Annotated in this window: 16 protein-coding genes; 4 read left to right on the forward strand and 12 right to left on the reverse strand. The window is 29.3% G+C overall.

The annotated features are described in order from the left end of the window. Nucleotides 1–64 precede the first annotated feature (64 nt). From MOV50_RS05380 to MOV50_RS05430, 11 genes are all read right to left on the reverse strand, one after another. Nucleotides 65–994 (reverse strand): WYL domain-containing protein, encoded by a 930-nt coding sequence (locus tag MOV50_RS05380; RefSeq protein ID WP_321779370.1) that lies wholly within the window; start codon nucleotides 992–994, stop codon nucleotides 65–67. Nucleotides 995–996: 2 nt separating this feature from the next. Continuing rightward, the gene (dgt, locus tag MOV50_RS05385; protein ID WP_321779371.1) at nucleotides 997–2,436 is read right to left on the reverse strand and encodes a dGTPase; all 1,440 of its coding nucleotides are present in this window, start codon (nucleotides 2,434–2,436) and stop codon (nucleotides 997–999) included. Further along, the gene (locus tag MOV50_RS05390) at nucleotides 2,429–3,916 is read right to left on the reverse strand and encodes a DUF2779 domain-containing protein (protein WP_321779372.1); all 1,488 of its coding nucleotides are present in this window, start codon (nucleotides 3,914–3,916) and stop codon (nucleotides 2,429–2,431) included. The genes dgt (MOV50_RS05385) and MOV50_RS05390 overlap by 8 nt, the downstream gene beginning before the upstream one ends. Nucleotides 3,917–3,965: 49 nt before the next feature. Then, on the reverse strand, nucleotides 3,966–4,601 hold the full coding sequence (locus MOV50_RS05395; protein ID WP_321779373.1) for a hypothetical protein: 636 nt from the start codon (nucleotides 4,599–4,601) through the stop codon (nucleotides 3,966–3,968). Between the two features lie 11 nt (nucleotides 4,602–4,612). After that, nucleotides 4,613–6,085, reverse strand: coding sequence for a dGTPase (gene dgt / locus MOV50_RS05400; protein WP_321779374.1), 1,473 nt, complete (start codon nucleotides 6,083–6,085; stop codon nucleotides 4,613–4,615). Nucleotides 6,086–6,142: 57 nt separating this feature from the next. Continuing rightward, nucleotides 6,143–9,724: an AAA family ATPase gene (locus MOV50_RS05405; RefSeq protein WP_321779375.1), complete on the reverse strand. Its 3,582-nt coding sequence runs from the start codon at nucleotides 9,722–9,724 to the stop codon at nucleotides 6,143–6,145. Then, the gene (locus MOV50_RS05410; RefSeq protein ID WP_321779376.1) at nucleotides 9,721–10,908 is read right to left on the reverse strand and encodes an exonuclease SbcCD subunit D C-terminal domain-containing protein; all 1,188 of its coding nucleotides are present in this window, start codon (nucleotides 10,906–10,908) and stop codon (nucleotides 9,721–9,723) included. Before MOV50_RS05410 ends, MOV50_RS05405 begins: the two co-directional genes overlap by 4 nt. A gap of 154 nt (nucleotides 10,909–11,062) precedes the next feature. Continuing rightward, nucleotides 11,063–11,521: a hypothetical protein gene (locus MOV50_RS05415; protein ID WP_321779377.1), complete on the reverse strand. Its 459-nt coding sequence runs from the start codon at nucleotides 11,519–11,521 to the stop codon at nucleotides 11,063–11,065. A gap of 103 nt (nucleotides 11,522–11,624) precedes the next feature. Further along, a complete protein-coding gene (locus MOV50_RS05420; protein WP_321779378.1) occupies nucleotides 11,625–12,263 on the reverse strand; it encodes a hypothetical protein in 639 nt (212 codons plus the stop codon). 56 nt (nucleotides 12,264–12,319) lie between these two features. Next, complete coding sequence (locus tag MOV50_RS05425; RefSeq protein WP_321779379.1) at nucleotides 12,320–12,814, reverse strand: hypothetical protein; 495 nt, start codon at nucleotides 12,812–12,814, stop codon at nucleotides 12,320–12,322. 1 nt (nucleotide 12,815) lies between these two features. Then, nucleotides 12,816–13,376 carry a hypothetical protein gene (locus MOV50_RS05430; protein ID WP_321779380.1) on the reverse strand — a complete coding sequence of 187 codons (561 nt, stop codon included), beginning with the start codon at nucleotides 13,374–13,376 and terminating at the stop codon, nucleotides 12,816–12,818. Nucleotides 13,377–13,471: 95 nt separating this feature from the next. On the opposite strand from MOV50_RS05430, the gene MOV50_RS05435 reads away from it, so the two are divergent. The 4 genes from MOV50_RS05435 to MOV50_RS05450 all read left to right on the forward strand — a co-directional run bounded on the left by MOV50_RS05435 (nucleotide 13,472) and on the right by MOV50_RS05450 (nucleotide 15,849). Then, entirely contained in the window at nucleotides 13,472–13,738 is a 267-nt protein-coding gene (locus tag MOV50_RS05435; protein ID WP_321779381.1) for a helix-turn-helix transcriptional regulator, read from the forward strand. 109 nt (nucleotides 13,739–13,847) lie between these two features. Then, complete coding sequence (locus MOV50_RS05440; protein ID WP_321779382.1) at nucleotides 13,848–14,177, forward strand: winged helix-turn-helix domain-containing protein; 330 nt, start codon at nucleotides 13,848–13,850, stop codon at nucleotides 14,175–14,177. 122 nt (nucleotides 14,178–14,299) lie between these two features. After that, nucleotides 14,300–14,602 carry a hypothetical protein gene (locus tag MOV50_RS05445; protein ID WP_321779383.1) on the forward strand — a complete coding sequence of 101 codons (303 nt, stop codon included), beginning with the start codon at nucleotides 14,300–14,302 and terminating at the stop codon, nucleotides 14,600–14,602. After that, the gene (locus MOV50_RS05450) at nucleotides 14,602–15,849 is read left to right on the forward strand and encodes a type II toxin-antitoxin system HipA family toxin (RefSeq protein ID WP_321779384.1); all 1,248 of its coding nucleotides are present in this window, start codon (nucleotides 14,602–14,604) and stop codon (nucleotides 15,847–15,849) included. The genes MOV50_RS05445 and MOV50_RS05450 overlap by 1 nt, the downstream gene beginning before the upstream one ends. A gap of 500 nt (nucleotides 15,850–16,349) precedes the next feature. Here the strand turns inward: MOV50_RS05450 and MOV50_RS05455 are convergent, their stop codons facing one another. After that, nucleotides 16,350–17,555, reverse strand: coding sequence for an IS3 family transposase (locus tag MOV50_RS05455; protein ID WP_321777475.1), 1,206 nt, complete (start codon nucleotides 17,553–17,555; stop codon nucleotides 16,350–16,352). Nucleotides 17,556–17,652: the final 97 nt, after the last annotated feature.

The raw sequence follows: 17,652 nt of genomic DNA on the forward strand, positions 1-17,652 counted from the left end.
TTATCTATTTTAAAAGTATAAAGTATCTATCGGCATACAATTTTGCCGATAGATACTTTTAGGCTTATTCATTTTGATAAGTTGAAATATTTTTTCTTATTAATTCATCCAGTTCAGGTGGATATACTACTTTTATATTAGGTAAATATTGTTGAATAATTGGCACAAGTTCGTTCAAGTTCGTTACTTCAATACTTAAAGTCATATATTCACTATTTGTATTTCCATAAATTTTTTGTTTTGAAGATATTGGAATACGGTTAAAATATTTAACAATATTTTTATGTATTAAGAGTTCGACTGCTATATAATCACTTTCCGAATCAAAATAAGCATTAATACTTGTTTTTAATTTTTTAAAAAAACTAATATTTGGATATTGAAAATACTCATCCAATAAAGAGATTGATTCAATTGATTTTATATGAAAGTTTTTTGCTTTTTTAAATTCCGTATCAATTTGTATATCAAACAGGTGTAAATACCAATAACCTTCGAGCATAACGACCATAAGTGGTTCAATAATTCGTGGCTTACTATTGTAAATACATGAAACTTTTTTCTTTTGTCTTATTGCGTTCATTAAAATAGTCATAACTATTTCATTTTCTTTATCTAGTTTTTCTTTTTTTGTTCTATGAATGACTTCATGTGTGAATAAACCTTTTTCAAATTTTCCTAAAAGTTTTAATGAGGGAATTGCAATTTCTTCATCTAGTCCCACAGCATAATTTTTTAAGGTTTGTAATGCAATTAGCTCTTCAGCTTTTAAAATAGTTTTTTCATTTAAATTTTCTTTTGAAGCCCAACCAATTCCTTTTTCAGAATATATCAAGTCTGGGAAAAGAGGCTTGATTACTTTATTAATCTTATCTCTAATTGTTCGCTCAGGGATTCCATATTGTTTTTGAAGTACTTGAACATTAATAGCCTCACTATTTAAAAGTTTTTGCATCATCTCAATTTGAAGAAAGGCTAAATTATTCTTTTTCATATTTACATAGCCGATAAAGTTTGAAACTCTTTTAATGCAAAATCATCAGTCATACCACTTATATAGTCAGTTAGCAATCGTATTCTATAATACCATTCAAGTATTTTATATTTCTCTTTATCTTCTTTATCTAACCCTTTGACATCATTTTGATATGCTACTATCTGTTTAGCCGACACCCTTTTAATAAGTCTCATAGATAAAAAACAATCTATTCTTTCATCTTCTAATAATGCACTAAAATCATTTGAACTAAGTTCTATAAGAGGTTTATAAATGTTTAATAATCCATTCACAATACTATAACCCTGTAGCTCCAACTCTTGCACATCTTTATTTTGATAAATATATTTAACTGAAATATTTTGTAATATTTCAATAGCTTTATAGTACTTACTTTCTTTATCGTATTCAAGTAATGCAGAATTAAACTCTCCATTAAAGATTGCTTCATGATTATCTATGTAAATATCCACAACATGATAGACAAGCGAAGTAACAAGTTGAGCTCTAAAAAGTGTAAAAAACATACTAAATTGATATGGAGCTTCATTCTTTTTTGCTTTTTCGTACTTATCGTCTATTATTTCAAGTAAGTAATTTTCGTTCTCCTTTTCACATTCACTTTTTATCATATTGTAAACTTCATCTAAACTCAGTATTCCTTTTTCAACACTATCTTCTAAATCAGCCGTAAGATATGAAATATCATCAGCCGCTTCCATAATGTAAGTTATAGGAAATCTATGACCTGCTTTTACATCTAACTTTTTTTGAATTTTTTCTATAAAGTCTTTCTCACTGTAGTAAAATCCAGGCTTTTTTCTTAGGTAATCTAAAGCACCACCTTTAACTCTATCTTCAAAAGCACCTCTTGTATATTTAAGAACTGATAGTATTTGAGTATATGATAGATTAAGTCTTTGTAATTTAGTAATGACTCTTATCGCTTGTGCATTACCATCATAGTTACATATATCTTTTGTAAGCATCTCTTTTAGTTCTATCATCTCTTGAGAACTTGTTTCAAAATTTTCTAGTATTGGAAGGGCACTATTTTTCATCCACTTATTTATCGTTTGTTCAGCAAAGTGTCCAAAAGGAGGATTTCCAATATCATGAAGAAGACTTGTCATCTCAGCTGTTGATACAAAAGCATTTTCTAACTCTTCAAGTTTATATTTTTCAAGTCCATCTTTTTTTAATTTTGAAAAAATAGTTTTAGCTATAAAACGAGCTGTTTGTCCAACTTCTAGAGAGTGCGTAAGCCTTGTACGAATAGAAGCATTTAACTCTAAAGCAAAGACTTGTGTTCGCTTTTGTAATCTTCTAAATGCAGGTGCAGATAGTATGCGTCCTCTATCACTTTCAATAGAAACATCTATATATTTTGAAGGATAAAACTCTCTGTCTAATGTAAATTTTTTACTATAATCAATCATTAACGACCTCTTTTAATTTTTTAAGAACTTCCACCATAGCTAATGTATCAAGCTTACAATATTCAAGTAAGGCATTACGAGTTTCTTCTTTTTCGTCTGGACTCATACTGGAAAGTTTTGGAAAAGCATTCATTGCTTCACCACCATTTTTAATACCAACTAAGTCTTTATAAGCTTGTTTCATTTCTGGGACTAAGGCAGGTAATACATCTTTAATTGAATTACTTCCTTTCATTAGAGGTGTCATATAATATTGCTTTTTAAAAGGCACAATTAAATCACATACATTCTCATTTATCTCACGCAAATGACTTGATAACTCATCATAAAGTTTTGCTAAATTTTCAATAACACCTTTTTCAAAACTCATATAGTAAGCTAAGACTGTTACATCAGTAGGGATATCTTTTACAAGTTTTTTTGCCAATTCGAAGCGAAGGTCTATACCATCAATAGCTAAAAACTCTTTATGCTCCAACCGTCCATCCTCATGTTCTATATGAAGTGAATACTGAAAAGGTATCTGTTGGTATGGACTAATACCTTTCCACTCTGGAATCGCTTGCTGAAAGGTCTCAAAATCAAGATGATAGATAGGGTAACTCAAAGTATCAAGAAAATCTTTTATCTTTTCTTTATCTATATACGTTGCTTGTTCTTTCCAGTTTTGAACCTTTTGTTTTTGTATTGCTGTCACAGGATAATCATCAGAAATATCTTCTATATTAACTATACCTTGTTCATAAAGTTCTATTTGTTTCTTACTGCCAAGATTAAAAATATTGAACATTGAATACTCAGGTATTTTTCTTTGAACCCTCCAACAATACTCTTTTGCATCACACTCATAAGGCTTATTACAATGACTTCCAATATCAATATCTGGTTCGTTATCTCTATCAGCTAGATATATTTCAAACTCTTCAAGTCTTTTAGGAATCTCAACTTGTAAGGCATTTACTTCATCACTAACATCCACAATCTTAAATAGTTCATTTAAATCAAGCTCATCACCTCGAACATAAGAGTTGTCAATATGTACAACATTACTACGAATCACGCTATGTCCAAGCTGTTTAAGTACATACAACTGTATAGAAACATCATGCAGATAAATATCTTTTACACTACTTGAACTTTTTACTTCGTATATCTCTAACCCATTAGGTGTTATTTTTAAAACATCTACTAAAACTAATATACCTTCATAAATAAAAGTAGCTTCATAGATATATTCTAATCCATCATCCATCCACTGTTTTGTTGTTTCAACCATGCTATTAAAGTCATCAGGATTATAAATAACTTCTCTTCCATTTGGAAAAAGCTTACAAGCTAGTTCTCCAACAACATTTCCAGTTTCAAACCTTGCGAGTGCTGTGGCATCAGGGGGTGTTAAAATTTCTTTTTTGTACTTTTTTAGCCATAAGGCTTTTGGGCATTGGATGGCTTTTGTATATAGGGATTTTGAGAAGTTCATTATTAGTTCCTTAAAAATAATCTACGAAGATTCTTATCATCAATATCATTTAAATAATTTTTTTGACAAAAACATGATGATAAACAGTTTCTTTCTTCATATTTATCTTCAACAAAAGTATTTTTTTTAGTTCTCGAACAACTTCATTAAATACGTGCGTTTCATCACCCAACTCAATATTTGGGTTATCTACTATTATTTTTTCTAAAAAATCAAATAAAATTGCTTCTGATGTATTTTTTATTGTAAACATTTTTTTCTGTCTATCAAAATTATCCCAATTTACTTTAAGGTCATTTATATCTTGAAAATATTTATCTTGCATTGTTAATTTATCAGTCCAATAAATTGGATTATCCTTAGTAATCCAAATGTCTAATTTATCTTCTAATAAAAATTCTATATTAAATTTAAATACAATAGGGCCATAAAGGTTTTGTCTTGGAAAGTATCCATGTAAATCCATTGTATCAATAAATATATCCTCCCACACATCAAATTTTTCATCTTTATCATCTGAACATTGTATCGTTTGTTTTAATCCAAGTTTTTCAACTAAACCTCTTGACATTAAACCATTATTTTCTATAAAGGTTAAAGATGTAGTTAAAGTATTTGCATGAAAAAAATGAGTTATCTCTTTTTCATGCAAAAATTCATATAGTTTTATATTATCTATCTTCATGTTAATCCCTTTTATTTTATTCCTGTTAATAATTGATACTCTGCTATTGTATATTCATCTGTCATACCAGTTATAAAATCAATCAATAATCTTGTTCTGTAATACCATTCATAAATATTAAATTCTATTTGTGTTAGGTTTTTTTCTTCTAATTTCGCTAAAGATTTTACATATGCATTAATATGTTTATTTGATAATCTTCTAAATAATCTAGAAGTTGAAGCAAAATCATTTTTTTCATCATTAAGAATCAACTTAAAATCATCATATTTTATTGACAATATTTCTCTATAACATGTGAATAAACCTTTAATCACTGATTTACCTTTTAATTCTAAAGCTTCAACTTCTGAGTTTTTAAATACATATTTGGTTGCAACATTCTTAAGCACTTTTAATGCTGTATCATATTTAGAGTTATTACCCTCTAATAAAGCTTTATTATAAGTTCCATTAAATATCTTATTATGGTTTTGAATGAAAACATCTGAAGCAAAATCAACAAGTTCATTTGCCAATGTAACTCTAAAACTTACAATAAATTTATTAACTTTAATGTACTTTTCTTTTTTTGCTTCATTGTACTTTTTATAAGCAATTTCTTTTATATACTGACCATCTTCATTTTTTTCTTCTATGAGTTTATCGGCTTCATTTATAATACTTTCATATAACTTTTTTAAGGATAAAATCCCCTTATCAACAGCATCTTCTAAATCTGCAATACCATAAGATATATCATCAGCTGCTTCCATTATATAAGTTAATGGAAATCTACATCCTTCATTAATATTTAATTCATTTATTAATTCTTTTATAAATTCTTCTTCACTAAAGAAGTATCCTGGCTTCTTCTTTAAGTAACTATAAGGACTTTGTTCATCAGGTTTATCTTCATAAGCAGCACGTGTATATTTCAAAATTGAAGCAGTTTGAGAAAAAGTCAAATTTAAATCTTGTAAAGTATGCACAATTCTAATTCCTTGAGCATTACCTTCAAAATTTGAAATATCTTTATGCAATAATTCTGTTAGTTCTGTAAGTTCTCTTGGAATATTTCCTACAGAATCATTGAAACATTTTTCAATATTTTCTTTCATCCATTCATTAATTGCTAATTCCCCAAAATGACCAAAAGGTGGATTACCGATATCATGCATTAAGCTTGCCATCTCAGATGTTGAAACAAATGCATGTTCTAATCCATTTAGTTTATAGTCATTTATCTTATTTTCTTTTTCAAGTTTTCCTAATATACTTCTAGCAAGGTATCTAGCATTTTGTTGTACTTCAAGGGAATGAGTTAGTCTACTTCTAACTGCCGCATTTATTTCTAGTGGGAAAACTTGAGTCTTTTGTTGTAGTCGTCTAATAGCAGGTGAATTTACAATTCTTCCACGATTACTTTCCGTTGCCCAATCAATATTAGTATCAATGTTTCTTTCTTTTTTTACACATGTTATTTTCGTACTATAATCTATCATCCATATCATCCTTTCAATTTTATAATTCTATAACCCATTCAAACATCTCTTTAGTTTTCATTTATCAATCTCAACAAAACTAGTCCCATCCCCATTAGGAATAACCCTTATCTGTAAAGGTATCCGCTCTTTCAACGCTTCCACATGTGAGATAACACCAACCATTTTTCCACCACTTTGTAAGAGGTTAAGCGCATTCAGTGCTGTCTCTAAACTCTCTTCGTCAAGTGTCCCAAAGCCTTCATCTAAAAAGAGAGAATCTATGGCTATTTTTTGGCTTGCGAGTTCTGATAAGCCAAGTGCTAATGCAAGACTTACTATAAAGCTTTCTCCACCAGATAAAGTACTTACAGGGCGAACTACATTCCCTTGGTAAGCATCTATTATCTCAAGTTCTAAAAGTTTGTCTTGGTTTCTAGCTAGTGTGTATCGAGAACTCAGTAGTATTAAGTGCTGATTTGCTAGGTTTATAAGTTGGTCTAGAGTTATGCCTTGTGCAAACTTTTTAAACTTTGTCCCATCTGCTGATCCTACAAGTTCATTTAGTTTTACCCAGACTTTAAAAGACTCTCTTTTCTTTTGTAGAGATACTATTCGCTCTTTATGTTTATCGCTATTTTCTTGGTTAAGTTCTAACTCTTTTTTGTCACTTCCTATACTCTCTTGTAAGGCATCTATTTTTTGTCCTAATAATGCTTGTAAAATTTCTAGTTCTTCTATTGGTTTATCACTTAGAGGTTCTTTCTCGTGTTCTTTCAGTTTTTCTATTGTTTGTGTTTTAAGAGTTTGCGTTTGTTTATATCTATCTTCTATTGTTTTACATACAATAGATAATTCTTCCCTCTCATTTGTATCAAGCATTGCATTTTGAAATTCTTTGGTGTCTTTAAAGTTGTTTTGCTTGTATAGTTCTTCTAGTTCAGCTTTTAATATATATAGCTTTTTTTCATCTTCTACTATTTTTATATCTAAACTTTTTTTATTGGCTAATCGCTCTTCGCTCTTTACTTTACATTCATTTAGAGCATTTTTACAGAGCTGTTCTCTCTCTAAAGCCATTTTATACTTAGCAGTAATCTCTTGTTCATGAACATCTAAATCAGCTACATTAAGTATCTCTATTCGCTTAGAAGACAACTCACTAAGGTTTAGCTTCAACTCTTTTAAATTTGATTCTGCTGTTTCTATCTCTTTAGTTATTAAAGCAACTTTCGTTTCGCTCTCTTTTTTACTTACATTGCATCTATTTAACTCTGACTCTAATTCTGTTAAAGCCTCTACTGTTTCTACATAAAGCCCTTTTCTATCCACTAAATCTGCATACTGAGTATCTATTTTTTCTAAATCTAGTTTTAGTCCAAACTCTTCTACATGAAATTCTAAAGTTTTTATAAATTCGTTAATTTTTAATTCATTAGATTTTAGAGCTAAAATCAACTGCTCTTTTTCACTGCTAAGTTTCTCTAAAACACTTTTTATCTCGTTTAGTAATTTCTCTTGTGTTTGAAGCTCTCTACTAGTACTATCTCTCTGTTTTAAAAATTCATCTTTTTTAATACGGTTTTGCTTTACAACATCGAGTTTTTTAGCAAGTTCTTCCTCTTTTTCTTTGAGTTCAATTTTACTATCATTCGTAGGTTCAAAAGAGTATTTTTTAAAGAGATTTTTAAGAGTGCCTATCTCTTGTTCTAACTTTTGAATTTCAAGTTTTGATGTCTCTTGTTTTGTTTGTGCAACACCTATTCGTAATTCTAACTCTTTAAGAGCCTTCTCTTGATTGTCTAACTCTTTAACTTGGCTTACTATCATCTCTTTAGTTTTATCTATCTGAGTTTCATCTAAAGCATTTATAAATGGGTGTTCAAGAGAACCACATAGTAAGCATGCTTCACCATCAACAAGATTATTTCTATCTTCTTCATATTTTTTAAGGAGTTGCTCTTTTTCTTGTTTTTCTCGAAGTGTCCCTATATGCTTTTTGATTTCATTTATATGTTGCTCGGACACTTTTTGAGTCTCCCTAAGGGAGTTTACTAAATCACTATTTTTTTCATACTCTTTAAACTCTTCATCTTTATTTTGAACTACCTTAGTATAACTCTCTAATGTTCTCACTAGAGTTTGTGTCTCATCTAAAGTTTTTTTAGCACTCTCTTCTATTTTAAAGTCATCAAGAGTGTTTTGTTCTAATGTTGTATATGTAAGTTCTATATCTTTAAAAATGACAGATAACTTATCAACTTCTTCTTTTTTATGATTATAATTTGTCTCTTGAGTAAGAAGTGTACTACTAGAAGCTTCCAGCATATTCTGATTATCAGTAAAGCTTTTTTTCTCTTTTTTATACTCTTGGATATTCTGTTCTATTATCCCAATAACCGATACCAATTTTTCATCTTTATTATTAGCAAATAAATAAGCCTTTTTAATATCTACTTGTTTTTGGATATCGTCATACTCTTTAACAATTGAATTTAAAGTATCTACTATCTGCGTTAAATCATCTTTCTTACTCTTTAGTAAACTCTCTTCTTTAGTAAGGTTTAATTGAGTCTCTTTCTCTTGTGTCTGAATCTCACGAGCTTTTTTTAGCTTCTGATTTTGTGCTTCAAATTCAGCATTATCTTTTTCAAACTCCTTTTTTAAAGTAGAGTACTCTTTATCCTTATTTTTTATCTCTTTATCAAGAAGAGTGAGTTCTTGAGTGAGTTTTGTGGATGTAGCCTTATCTGTAGTAACACTCTTTTGAAGTTGAGTGTAAGATGTAAAAGTAGAAGAGACATTAAGTGCTCTGTTTGCTAAAGCCAATTTTTCAAAAAAGTTTTTATGTTCCTCTTTTGACTTTGTAGCTTCTTTAAACTCATCTTCATACTTTTTACTCTCCTTTGTAAGTTCTGAGAGTTTTTCTAGCCAATTTAGTGCTACTGTAAGTTTTTTCAGCTCTTCATCGCTCCCTCTTTTTTGGACAATGTTTTTGCTAAGTTGTTGCTGCTTTACTTCAACAACTTCTGGTTCTAAAAGTTCTATAGATTCTAAAATTTTTTGGTCAGAATCCATCTCTTGTTGATAGTTGCGATGCTTTTCAAAAATAGCTTTTGAAATTTCTGCATAAATTTGTGTTCCTGTTATCTTTTCAAGTAGTGCTGAACGCTCTTTTTCATCTGCTTTTAAAAAGGCATCAAACCCACCTTGAGCAAGTAGCATAGACTGAGTGAAACGACCAAAATCTAAACCAGATAGTTCTTCTATTTTTTTAGGTACTTCTTTTGATTTTAAAGGTAAAATTTTATCTTCTTCTAAATCAACAAGTTCCATCTTAGCCGTTTGAAATGCACCATCATGCTTTTTTCGTGCTCTTTTTTGTGTCCATGATGAACGATATACTTTACCTCTTATCTCAAAATTAACTTCACAAAAAGCCTCACCTGAGTGTCGTAACATTAAGTCATTTGGATTTTTTAGTCTTGCTGTTCGTCCATATAAAGCACAAGAGATGATGTCAAGTATAGTACTTTTTCCAGAGCCAGTTGGTCCTGTTATAGCAAAAAGAGCACTATCCTTTGTAAGCTCTGCAAAGTTAATCTCTGTTGTACCTTTTAGAGAGTTAATATTGAGAGATTTTATTGAGAGTATTTTCATGAGTTTTGAACCTCACTCACAATTTGTTTAAAGTTAACTACAAGCTCTTTTACAAAATCTTCATCTTCTAAGGCATCTTTTTCCATACGGCGTTCAAATACATCTAAGGGATTTAACTCATCAAGACTTATGACATCAAAGTCTTCTGCATGGAGTATTTTTTCTGTTTTATCTATCTTTACCGCTAAAAGTATAAGCTCTAACTCTTCTGCCTTATCTCTAATGACTTGATTCGCATGGAAAGGATTTTCATCATTAAGATGTAATTCTATCCAAGTGCTTTTATCTTCAACACTCTCAAATTCTTTTAAAATGGATGTAACATTTCCACGAAGAACTAATAAAGGTCTACAAAGTGGTATATCTAACTCAGTAACTGTCATGATTTTATTTTCAAACTTTACAATATTTACTTTCTTTTGTGATGTTGATTCACTAAAACTCAAAGGTATAGGAGAACCACAGTATCGCACATGCTCACATCCGACTTTTTGGTTAATGTGGAGATGTCCCAATGCCACATAATCAAAATGTTTACCTAAAAAATCACTATCTATATCTAGTGTACCACCTATATATATTTCTCTCTCAGATTCACTTGTTTTACTACCCACAGTTGTTAAGTGTCCAGTAGCTATGATTGGGATATCTTTTTCGATTGAAAGCTTTAAAGCCTCCTTATAAACATTATCATAATGCTCTTTTATCCCTTGGGTAAATGAGGACTCTTTATCATTCATAGTTTCAGCACTTACTGATTGACGAACTACATAATCTCGTAAGTATGGAACTGCACAAACAATCCCCTCAAGTTTCTCTTTATTGAAAATTTCAATTACTTCATTCTCATTTTCATCACCACTTGTAATGACATGAATATTTAGTGCTTGAAGCAGTTGTTTAGGAGCTTTTAAAGTAGCAATAGAATCATGATTACCAGCTGTAATAATAATATTTTCACATGAAGATAAAGAAAGTTCTGTAAGAAAATTATAGTAGAGTTCTAGTGCATAGTTAGGTGGTGTACCTGTATCAAAAATATCACCTGCAACAATAAGAGTATCAATCTCCTCAGATGCAATAGTTACAAGTAACCAATCTAAAAATACCTGATGTTCCTCTTGGCGACTTTTACCCATAAAGCTTTGACCTAAATGCCAATCTGATGTATGAAGAATTTTCATTCTAAGTTGAATCCTTGATAAACTAAATATTTTAAATTATATTTGTAAATGCTATCACTATAAGAATTAAATATTGCTTGGTACCTTCTATAATTTATCTTTTAACATCATAAGCTAGGTTAATCAAGTCCCACTAACAAAAAGAATTTTTACTTCAAATTTTTGATACAACATAATTATTATGATGAATATATTTTAAATTATCTCTCTCTGCCTTGTATTTATAAATATAAAAAGATGATTTCTCTCTTTCTAATTCGCAATATATTTCAACCTCATACTCCTTGATATAGTTATGAAAATATTGGGATAGTACACTATTGATAAGAGCTTTTTCATTAGCATGTTCATCACTTCCTTTTCTGTAAATCTCTGATTTTATTTCATCATAAACTATATCTATATCTCTTACTAACCATGTATCAAAAAAGCTACTCAATATTAAAAAAGAGATTAATTGTTCTTTAGATACATATTTAACTTTTGTTGAGAGACCAAGTTTTATTTTAGTACTAATATTATCAGAGTCATTATATGTATCATAATACAATATTTCTACATTATGCAACTCAAATATTTTCAAATAATCCAACATCAAATTACTATCATCCATAAGTACTTTACTCCTCTTTGATTATAAAGATTAAATTAGTATAACAAATAAAATTTCTAAGATTAATAAGTATGGCAATATGTAATATTTTATCTACTGTCTATCAAATTTCATATTTTCTTCTTTCTGCATTTGTTATTTCTCTAGCTCTATGTTTTGTACACAGTCCATTATCATTAACTTTATTTTTATCAATAAATCTCCATAATTTGTTATACTCATTTTTATTCTTTATAAAATTCACTTTCATATTTTTAATTGTAGCCTTACTAATTCGATTGTTATATCTCATTTTATGCATATTTTTTGATAATAGTTTAAGTCTATTGTCTATTTGTTTAAATCGTATACTAGAAAAATATTTTACTGACTTTATAGCTTCTAAGTCTTCATCAGACAGCAAACAATTACTATTTATTGAATGGATAATATCTTCAGCAAATATTTTAAAGTCTTTTATTGATTTTGATGCTGAAAATATAAGTATTTTTTCAAAATCACTTCCATGTGCAATTGACTTATCTGCATGAAAAATATGTTTCCAGTAATCATATGGAACGGCATCTCTATTTATGCCTATTTCTCTTTTAACATAATTTTTACAACTATCATCAAAACATATTTTATTATGCTCAGATATGTAAAATCCGTATTGGTTTAGATTTGTCATATTTAACTGATGCTCTTCTTCCTTTATTTTCTTAAAATATTTATTTTTCTGAACTCCTTTATAATATTCCATAGAAACAGAGATAACTGTAATAAGAATAATTAGGGTTAATATAATCCTTTTAATCATTAATATGGCTTATTTACCGTTTTAATAGATGTTTTCGCAACTTTCTTCTTAGTTTCACCTTTTAGATATTTTTCAAACCATTCGTTTACTTCATTAGTTGCATGTAAAGTTACAATTACTTTTTCTTCATCTAGTAGGTCAAATAATGGTTCTAGTTCTTTTATTACTTCAGCTGTAGAAATACCTTTAAAAATAATTATCTTTTTTTCATCTTTAAATTTGAGTGTCAAGTTTTTAAATCCATAATGTATAAATTCCAAAGACTTAATAAGATATTTTTGTTGATGTCCTCCAATGGAAATTATAAAGTTATCTTTATCTGTGCCAAGCAAAGTACCATTCTTATAAGTAACCTTGTCATATAGTACAAATGGAAGAAGAATAGTGTATCCAATCATCCAACCTATCAAAGAACCAACACCGTACATAGCATCATCTTTGGAACTTCTTAAGTCATAATTGCCATCACTATCTTTATATGCTTTATACGACATTTTAAAATCCTAAAGATACTTGCATAAATATCAAGTCCGTACCTGCTGTACCACTTGCACTATCATCAGCAGGAATATAAGAGAAGTTAGCTTTAATTAAATAATCTTCACTCAACTTGTAACCAAAGCCAATATTAGCTGTTGGAGTAAAATATTGGTCTCTTGTTTCAAAATCCCAATCAACACCACTAAGCATTGCACCTGCAACATTAACTTCCCACATAAAGTTAGTATCGTCAATGTAATTTCTATATCTTATCCCTGCTCCTGCAAAGTAAAAAGGATAATCAGCACAATCTTGAAAATAACCTACAGCAACAATAGGAGAAAAACCCTCTTCTGAGATGTTATCTCTAAAATCATAAGTTACACCGATGCCAGGATTGAAAACCCATTGCCCTTGACTGTCTAACCTTCTTGGAGCTTCTGCATAAGCTTGTGTTGCATCTAAATGATAACTAAGACCATAAACATCTATATCTATCTCTCCTGCATTTGCTCCACTAACTACTATAAAAATGGAAATCAACAATATCTTTTTTATTCTTTTTATTATGTACATTTTAACCTCTAATAATCATTTTAACTAACTATAGTTAGTTGATAACAAATTCTAATGAAAATATACTTATGGTAAGTTTAACTATAGGTATATTTATGAAAGATACAAGCATTACAGATACTGATATGCAAAATATATATAAAAAGATTGGCTTCAATGTTAAAAGAATTAGAAAATTAAAAAAAGTATCTCAATTAAAATTAGCTCTTGCTATTGGTCATAAAGCTGTTGGCACTATATCCATGGCAGAATTATGTATCAATAAAAAACATTTTAATATAGAACACTTAGTAAAAATTGCAGATGCCTTAGAAGTCGATTTGATGGATTTTTTTCAAGAAATTGACATAAAACCCAAATAGCTAGGTTAATCAAGGTCCCGCAAAATAATAACTACCTTAAAAATAGAATATTTTATGATATAATTTATATATCAAATGAAATAATATTTATATCATAAAGGATGTTTGCATGTTAGAAGTAATACTTGGAACAAAAGCTCGTGAATTAACCCTGCAATATCTTTTTACATTTAAAGAGGGGTATGCAAGAGAGATAGCAAAATATTTTGATATGTCACTTCCTTCCATTCAAAACCAACTCAAAAATTTTGAAGAGGGTGGACTGGCTCTTAGTAAAATGCAAGGAAGAACAAAGATATACTTTATAAATCCAAGATATGCTTTTTTAGATGAACTCACATCTTTACTAAATAAAGCCAAACAATACTACAAGCCTGAGTTAAAAAATAAATTTGAGATGCAAAGAAAAAGACCAAGAAGAGTGGAGAAACAACTATAATAGATAGCTTAGTTTTAATTTACATTCATTATTTAAAACACAATCACATAAAGTCTTATATTTACAATATTAAGTATAAATTTACGCTATAATATCTAATATAAGCAATATTAGGATTTAAAATGCTTCAACTAAATACTTCATTAGAGATTATTGAACTTCTATCTAAAAAAATTGAAGATAGTAGGATACGGAAAAATATTACACAAAAAGAACTTTCTTCAAAAGCAGGAATTACCTATGGAGCATATAGAAATTTTATAGATATTCAAAAAATATCATTAATTAATTTCATTTCAATACTTCACACTTTAGACTTATTATCAGAACTAGAAGAACTTACAAAAATTAAAAAACCTAAAACAATACAAGAAATGAAAAATGAAGATAAAGTAAGACATAGAGTAAGAGGAAGTAAAAAATAATGGAAGTAATAGTAAATATATTTAACCATAAAGTTGGTGTTCTTTATGAAAAAAATGGAGTAATAAGCTTTGAATATGAACAAGGATTTTTAGATAGTGGCTTGAACTTATCTCCTTTGAAATTACCTTTTAGTAGAGAAACATATTCAAATACAGATGATAAATACTTTGGAACATTAGCAGGAGTATTTTTTGATAGCTTACCAGATAAATTTGGTACTAAAGTTATGGAAAGATATTATGAAAGTAAAAATATGGCGGTTAAAGATTTAACATTGCTACAAAAACTAATCTACATTGGAAACACAGGAATGGGAGCATTAGAATATGAGCCTAGTGAAAAGTTTTCAAATGATAGTATGAGTGTTGAGCCTATTGAGATAAGGGAACTTTACGAGTCCACCAAAAAAATTGTTAAAGGAGAAACTACTCAGAGTATAAAGGAGATGTTAGCATTGATGGATAGTGCTATTCAAGCAGGTGGAGCTAGACCTAAATCAACTATTGGATGGAATAGAGATAAAAATATTATTACTAACTCTAAGAACACTGATGCAGATTATGAACAATGGTTAGTTAAATTTGACAGTGTAGATGAAAATGCTATTCCTACAGATTTTACAAAATTAGAATATGTATATATGGATATGGCGAAAGATTGCGATATAAACATACCTTTAACTGATATGATTAAAGATAATGGTTTAAGCCACTTTGCAATAAAAAGGTTTGATAGAAATGGTCTAAATAGAATACACATGCACTCCTTAGCTTCCATTGTTCATGTTAATTTCAATGAACCGCTTCATTATAGTTATGATGAAGCAATGAGAGTGGTTAGGTATATTACCAAAGATGCAAATGATATAGAAGAATTTTATAAAAGGGCAGTATTTAATGTAGTTGCTGTAAACCAAGATGACCATGCTAAAAATACATCTTTTCTTATGAATTACAAAGGCGAGTGGTCTTTATCTCCTGCTTACGATATAACTTATGCAAATGGTAAACATTATACGAAAAATCATCAAATGAGCATAGTTGGTAAGGTAAATAATTTTGAACAAGAAGACCTTGTTCAACTTGGAGTAAATAATGGTATTAAAAAAGAAAGAACAATAGAAATAATAGAAAATACAATAACGGTAGTTTCTTCTTTTTCGCAGAGAGCAAAAAAGATAGGGATTAGAGAAGATTTGGTTATCCTAGTAAAACATGATATAGATAACAGAATGAGGTCACTTTAATTTTTAGGGGCTACTTTAGGGGCTTAAAAAATTATATTCCATTCAAGTATCTATATATAGGTTGTGTTCAATTCCCTGAGGGTCCACCACTTCTTTACACAATCCCCTTATACACGATACTTACAGCAATTTAGAAAATCATTTTACATAACTATTATTTATATTAATATTGGATGCTCGCCGGTTATAAAACCGTAGTATTTGTGATTTTTGGTCGCAAAGTGGTCGTAGATTTGACTTCTATTGGCGTTCTATTTCCAAGTATCTTTCTATCTCTACGTTTAACTTACTTCTCCAATTCACATTATAAATATATTCATCGAGACTTACTCACTTAAGCTATAATAGTAGAGTCTAGTTTAAAATCAAAGGATACATCGTTATGTGCATTCCATTTTCAAATGAAAAAGAATATGAACTATTTGCAAAATCATTAAATGACTTTATATAATGGTTCCCTTTTTCAAGACCAGTAAAACAAGTTTTCTTATTTTACCTCTTTACGATACCAGTGGTAACAGTTTTGCTCCTTTAGGATCTAAATTATTGACAGCTTTATAATAAACTTCATTTGGAGTTTTATATCCAATCGCCGAATGTAATCTTTTTTTGTTGTAAGAGTTCATATATATTTTTATTGCTCGATTGAGAGATTTTATATTCTTATATTCATTCAGATAAATTTCTTCATACTTAATACTTCGCCAGAATCTTTCGATGCAAATATTATCAGTAGCTCTACCTTTTCCATCCATTGAAATTTTAATGTTGTGTTTTTTGAGAATATCAACATGAACTTTTGAAGTATATTGACTTCCCTGGTCTGTGTTAAATATCTCTGGTTTAGGATAAAATGCGAGTGCTTCATTTAACACACTTTTAACTAAGGAAATATCCATTGTGTTAGAAAGTTTCCATGAGAGTATTTTTTTACTATGCCAATCTATTATTGCGGCTAAATATACAAAGCCTTTTTCCAGTTTGATATAAGTAATATCTGTACTCCAGACTTGATTAGTTTTTTCAATTACAACACGTCCAGCATAATCTCTAAAATCTTTTAGGAGATATGGATACTTATAATGTTCTTTGTTTGCTGTAGTGGTCTTAGGCTTAGGATACAAGGCTTCTATACCCATATACTTCATAGCTTTCTTAACGAACTTTTTCCCTATGCTATACCCATCTCTTAAAAGTTGAGCATGAATTCTTCTACTTCCATATGATGGAAAGTCTGAATATATATTATTTATAGCATCTAATATTTTCAAGTCTTTACCTCTACTAAACGGTTTAGTTGGAGTATAGTACAAACTCGACTTACTTACCTGTAGCAATTGACACTGCTTATTCTGTGATAATTTATGCTTAGCATCAAGTAGAGTTTTTCTCTCTTTAGATGAGGCCAAGCTTTTTAGCTTTTCCACAAGAAAATCCTTCTCAACAATTGTCTCTCCAAGTTTTTTTGCAATTGCATCTTTTTCATATTTAAGAGTATCAATTTCATCTTTGTATTCTTTTACAACAGTACTTTTATCAAATGCTAATGACATATTCTCAAGAAACTGTTTTTTCCAATTTCTTAAACTTAGAGGTAGGACTTCATATCCACTAGCTATTTCATTAACAGTTTTTTCACCCTCTAAAACTTCCAGTACTACTTTTGCTTTAAAATTTGCACTATAACTTTTTCTTTTTGCATTCATATTTAATTCCTATATTCTCTATTTCAATTTTATCATTTTTGAAATAAGAAAACAAATTTTACTGGTTCAGTTTTAGGGGTTCATTATATTATTATCA

The organism is Sulfurimonas sp., from assembly GCF_029027585.1.
In the GTDB taxonomy this organism is placed as follows: domain Bacteria; phylum Campylobacterota; class Campylobacteria; order Campylobacterales; family Sulfurimonadaceae; genus Sulfurimonas.

Coding starts and splice junctions, on each gene's coding strand:
- MOV50_RS05380 (WP_321779370.1), bottom strand. CDS start 994: ATGAAAAAGAATAATTTAGCCTTTCTTCAAATTGAGATGATGCAAAAA.
- dgt (WP_321779371.1), bottom strand. CDS start 2,436: ATGATTGATTATAGTAAAAAATTTACATTAGACAGAGAGTTTTATCCT.
- MOV50_RS05390 (WP_321779372.1), bottom strand. CDS start 3,916: ATGAACTTCTCAAAATCCCTATATACAAAAGCCATCCAATGCCCAAAA.
- MOV50_RS05395 (WP_321779373.1), bottom strand. CDS start 4,601: ATGAAGATAGATAATATAAAACTATATGAATTTTTGCATGAAAAAGAG.
- dgt (WP_321779374.1), bottom strand. CDS start 6,085: ATGATAGATTATAGTACGAAAATAACATGTGTAAAAAAAGAAAGAAAC.
- MOV50_RS05405 (WP_321779375.1), bottom strand. CDS start 9,724: ATGAAAATACTCTCAATAAAATCTCTCAATATTAACTCTCTAAAAGGT.
- MOV50_RS05410 (WP_321779376.1), bottom strand. CDS start 10,908: ATGAAAATTCTTCATACATCAGATTGGCATTTAGGTCAAAGCTTTATG.
- MOV50_RS05415 (WP_321779377.1), bottom strand. CDS start 11,521: ATGGATGATAGTAATTTGATGTTGGATTATTTGAAAATATTTGAGTTG.
- MOV50_RS05420 (WP_321779378.1), bottom strand. CDS start 12,263: ATGGAATATTATAAAGGAGTTCAGAAAAATAAATATTTTAAGAAAATA.
- MOV50_RS05425 (WP_321779379.1), bottom strand. CDS start 12,814: ATGTCGTATAAAGCATATAAAGATAGTGATGGCAATTATGACTTAAGA.
- MOV50_RS05430 (WP_321779380.1), bottom strand. CDS start 13,376: ATGTACATAATAAAAAGAATAAAAAAGATATTGTTGATTTCCATTTTT.
- MOV50_RS05435 (WP_321779381.1), top strand. CDS start 13,472: ATGAAAGATACAAGCATTACAGATACTGATATGCAAAATATATATAAA.
- MOV50_RS05440 (WP_321779382.1), top strand. CDS start 13,848: ATGTTAGAAGTAATACTTGGAACAAAAGCTCGTGAATTAACCCTGCAA.
- MOV50_RS05445 (WP_321779383.1), top strand. CDS start 14,300: ATGCTTCAACTAAATACTTCATTAGAGATTATTGAACTTCTATCTAAA.
- MOV50_RS05450 (WP_321779384.1), top strand. CDS start 14,602: ATGGAAGTAATAGTAAATATATTTAACCATAAAGTTGGTGTTCTTTAT.
- MOV50_RS05455 (WP_321777475.1), bottom strand. CDS start 17,555: ATGAATGCAAAAAGAAAAAGTTATAGTGCAAATTTTAAAGCAAAAGTA.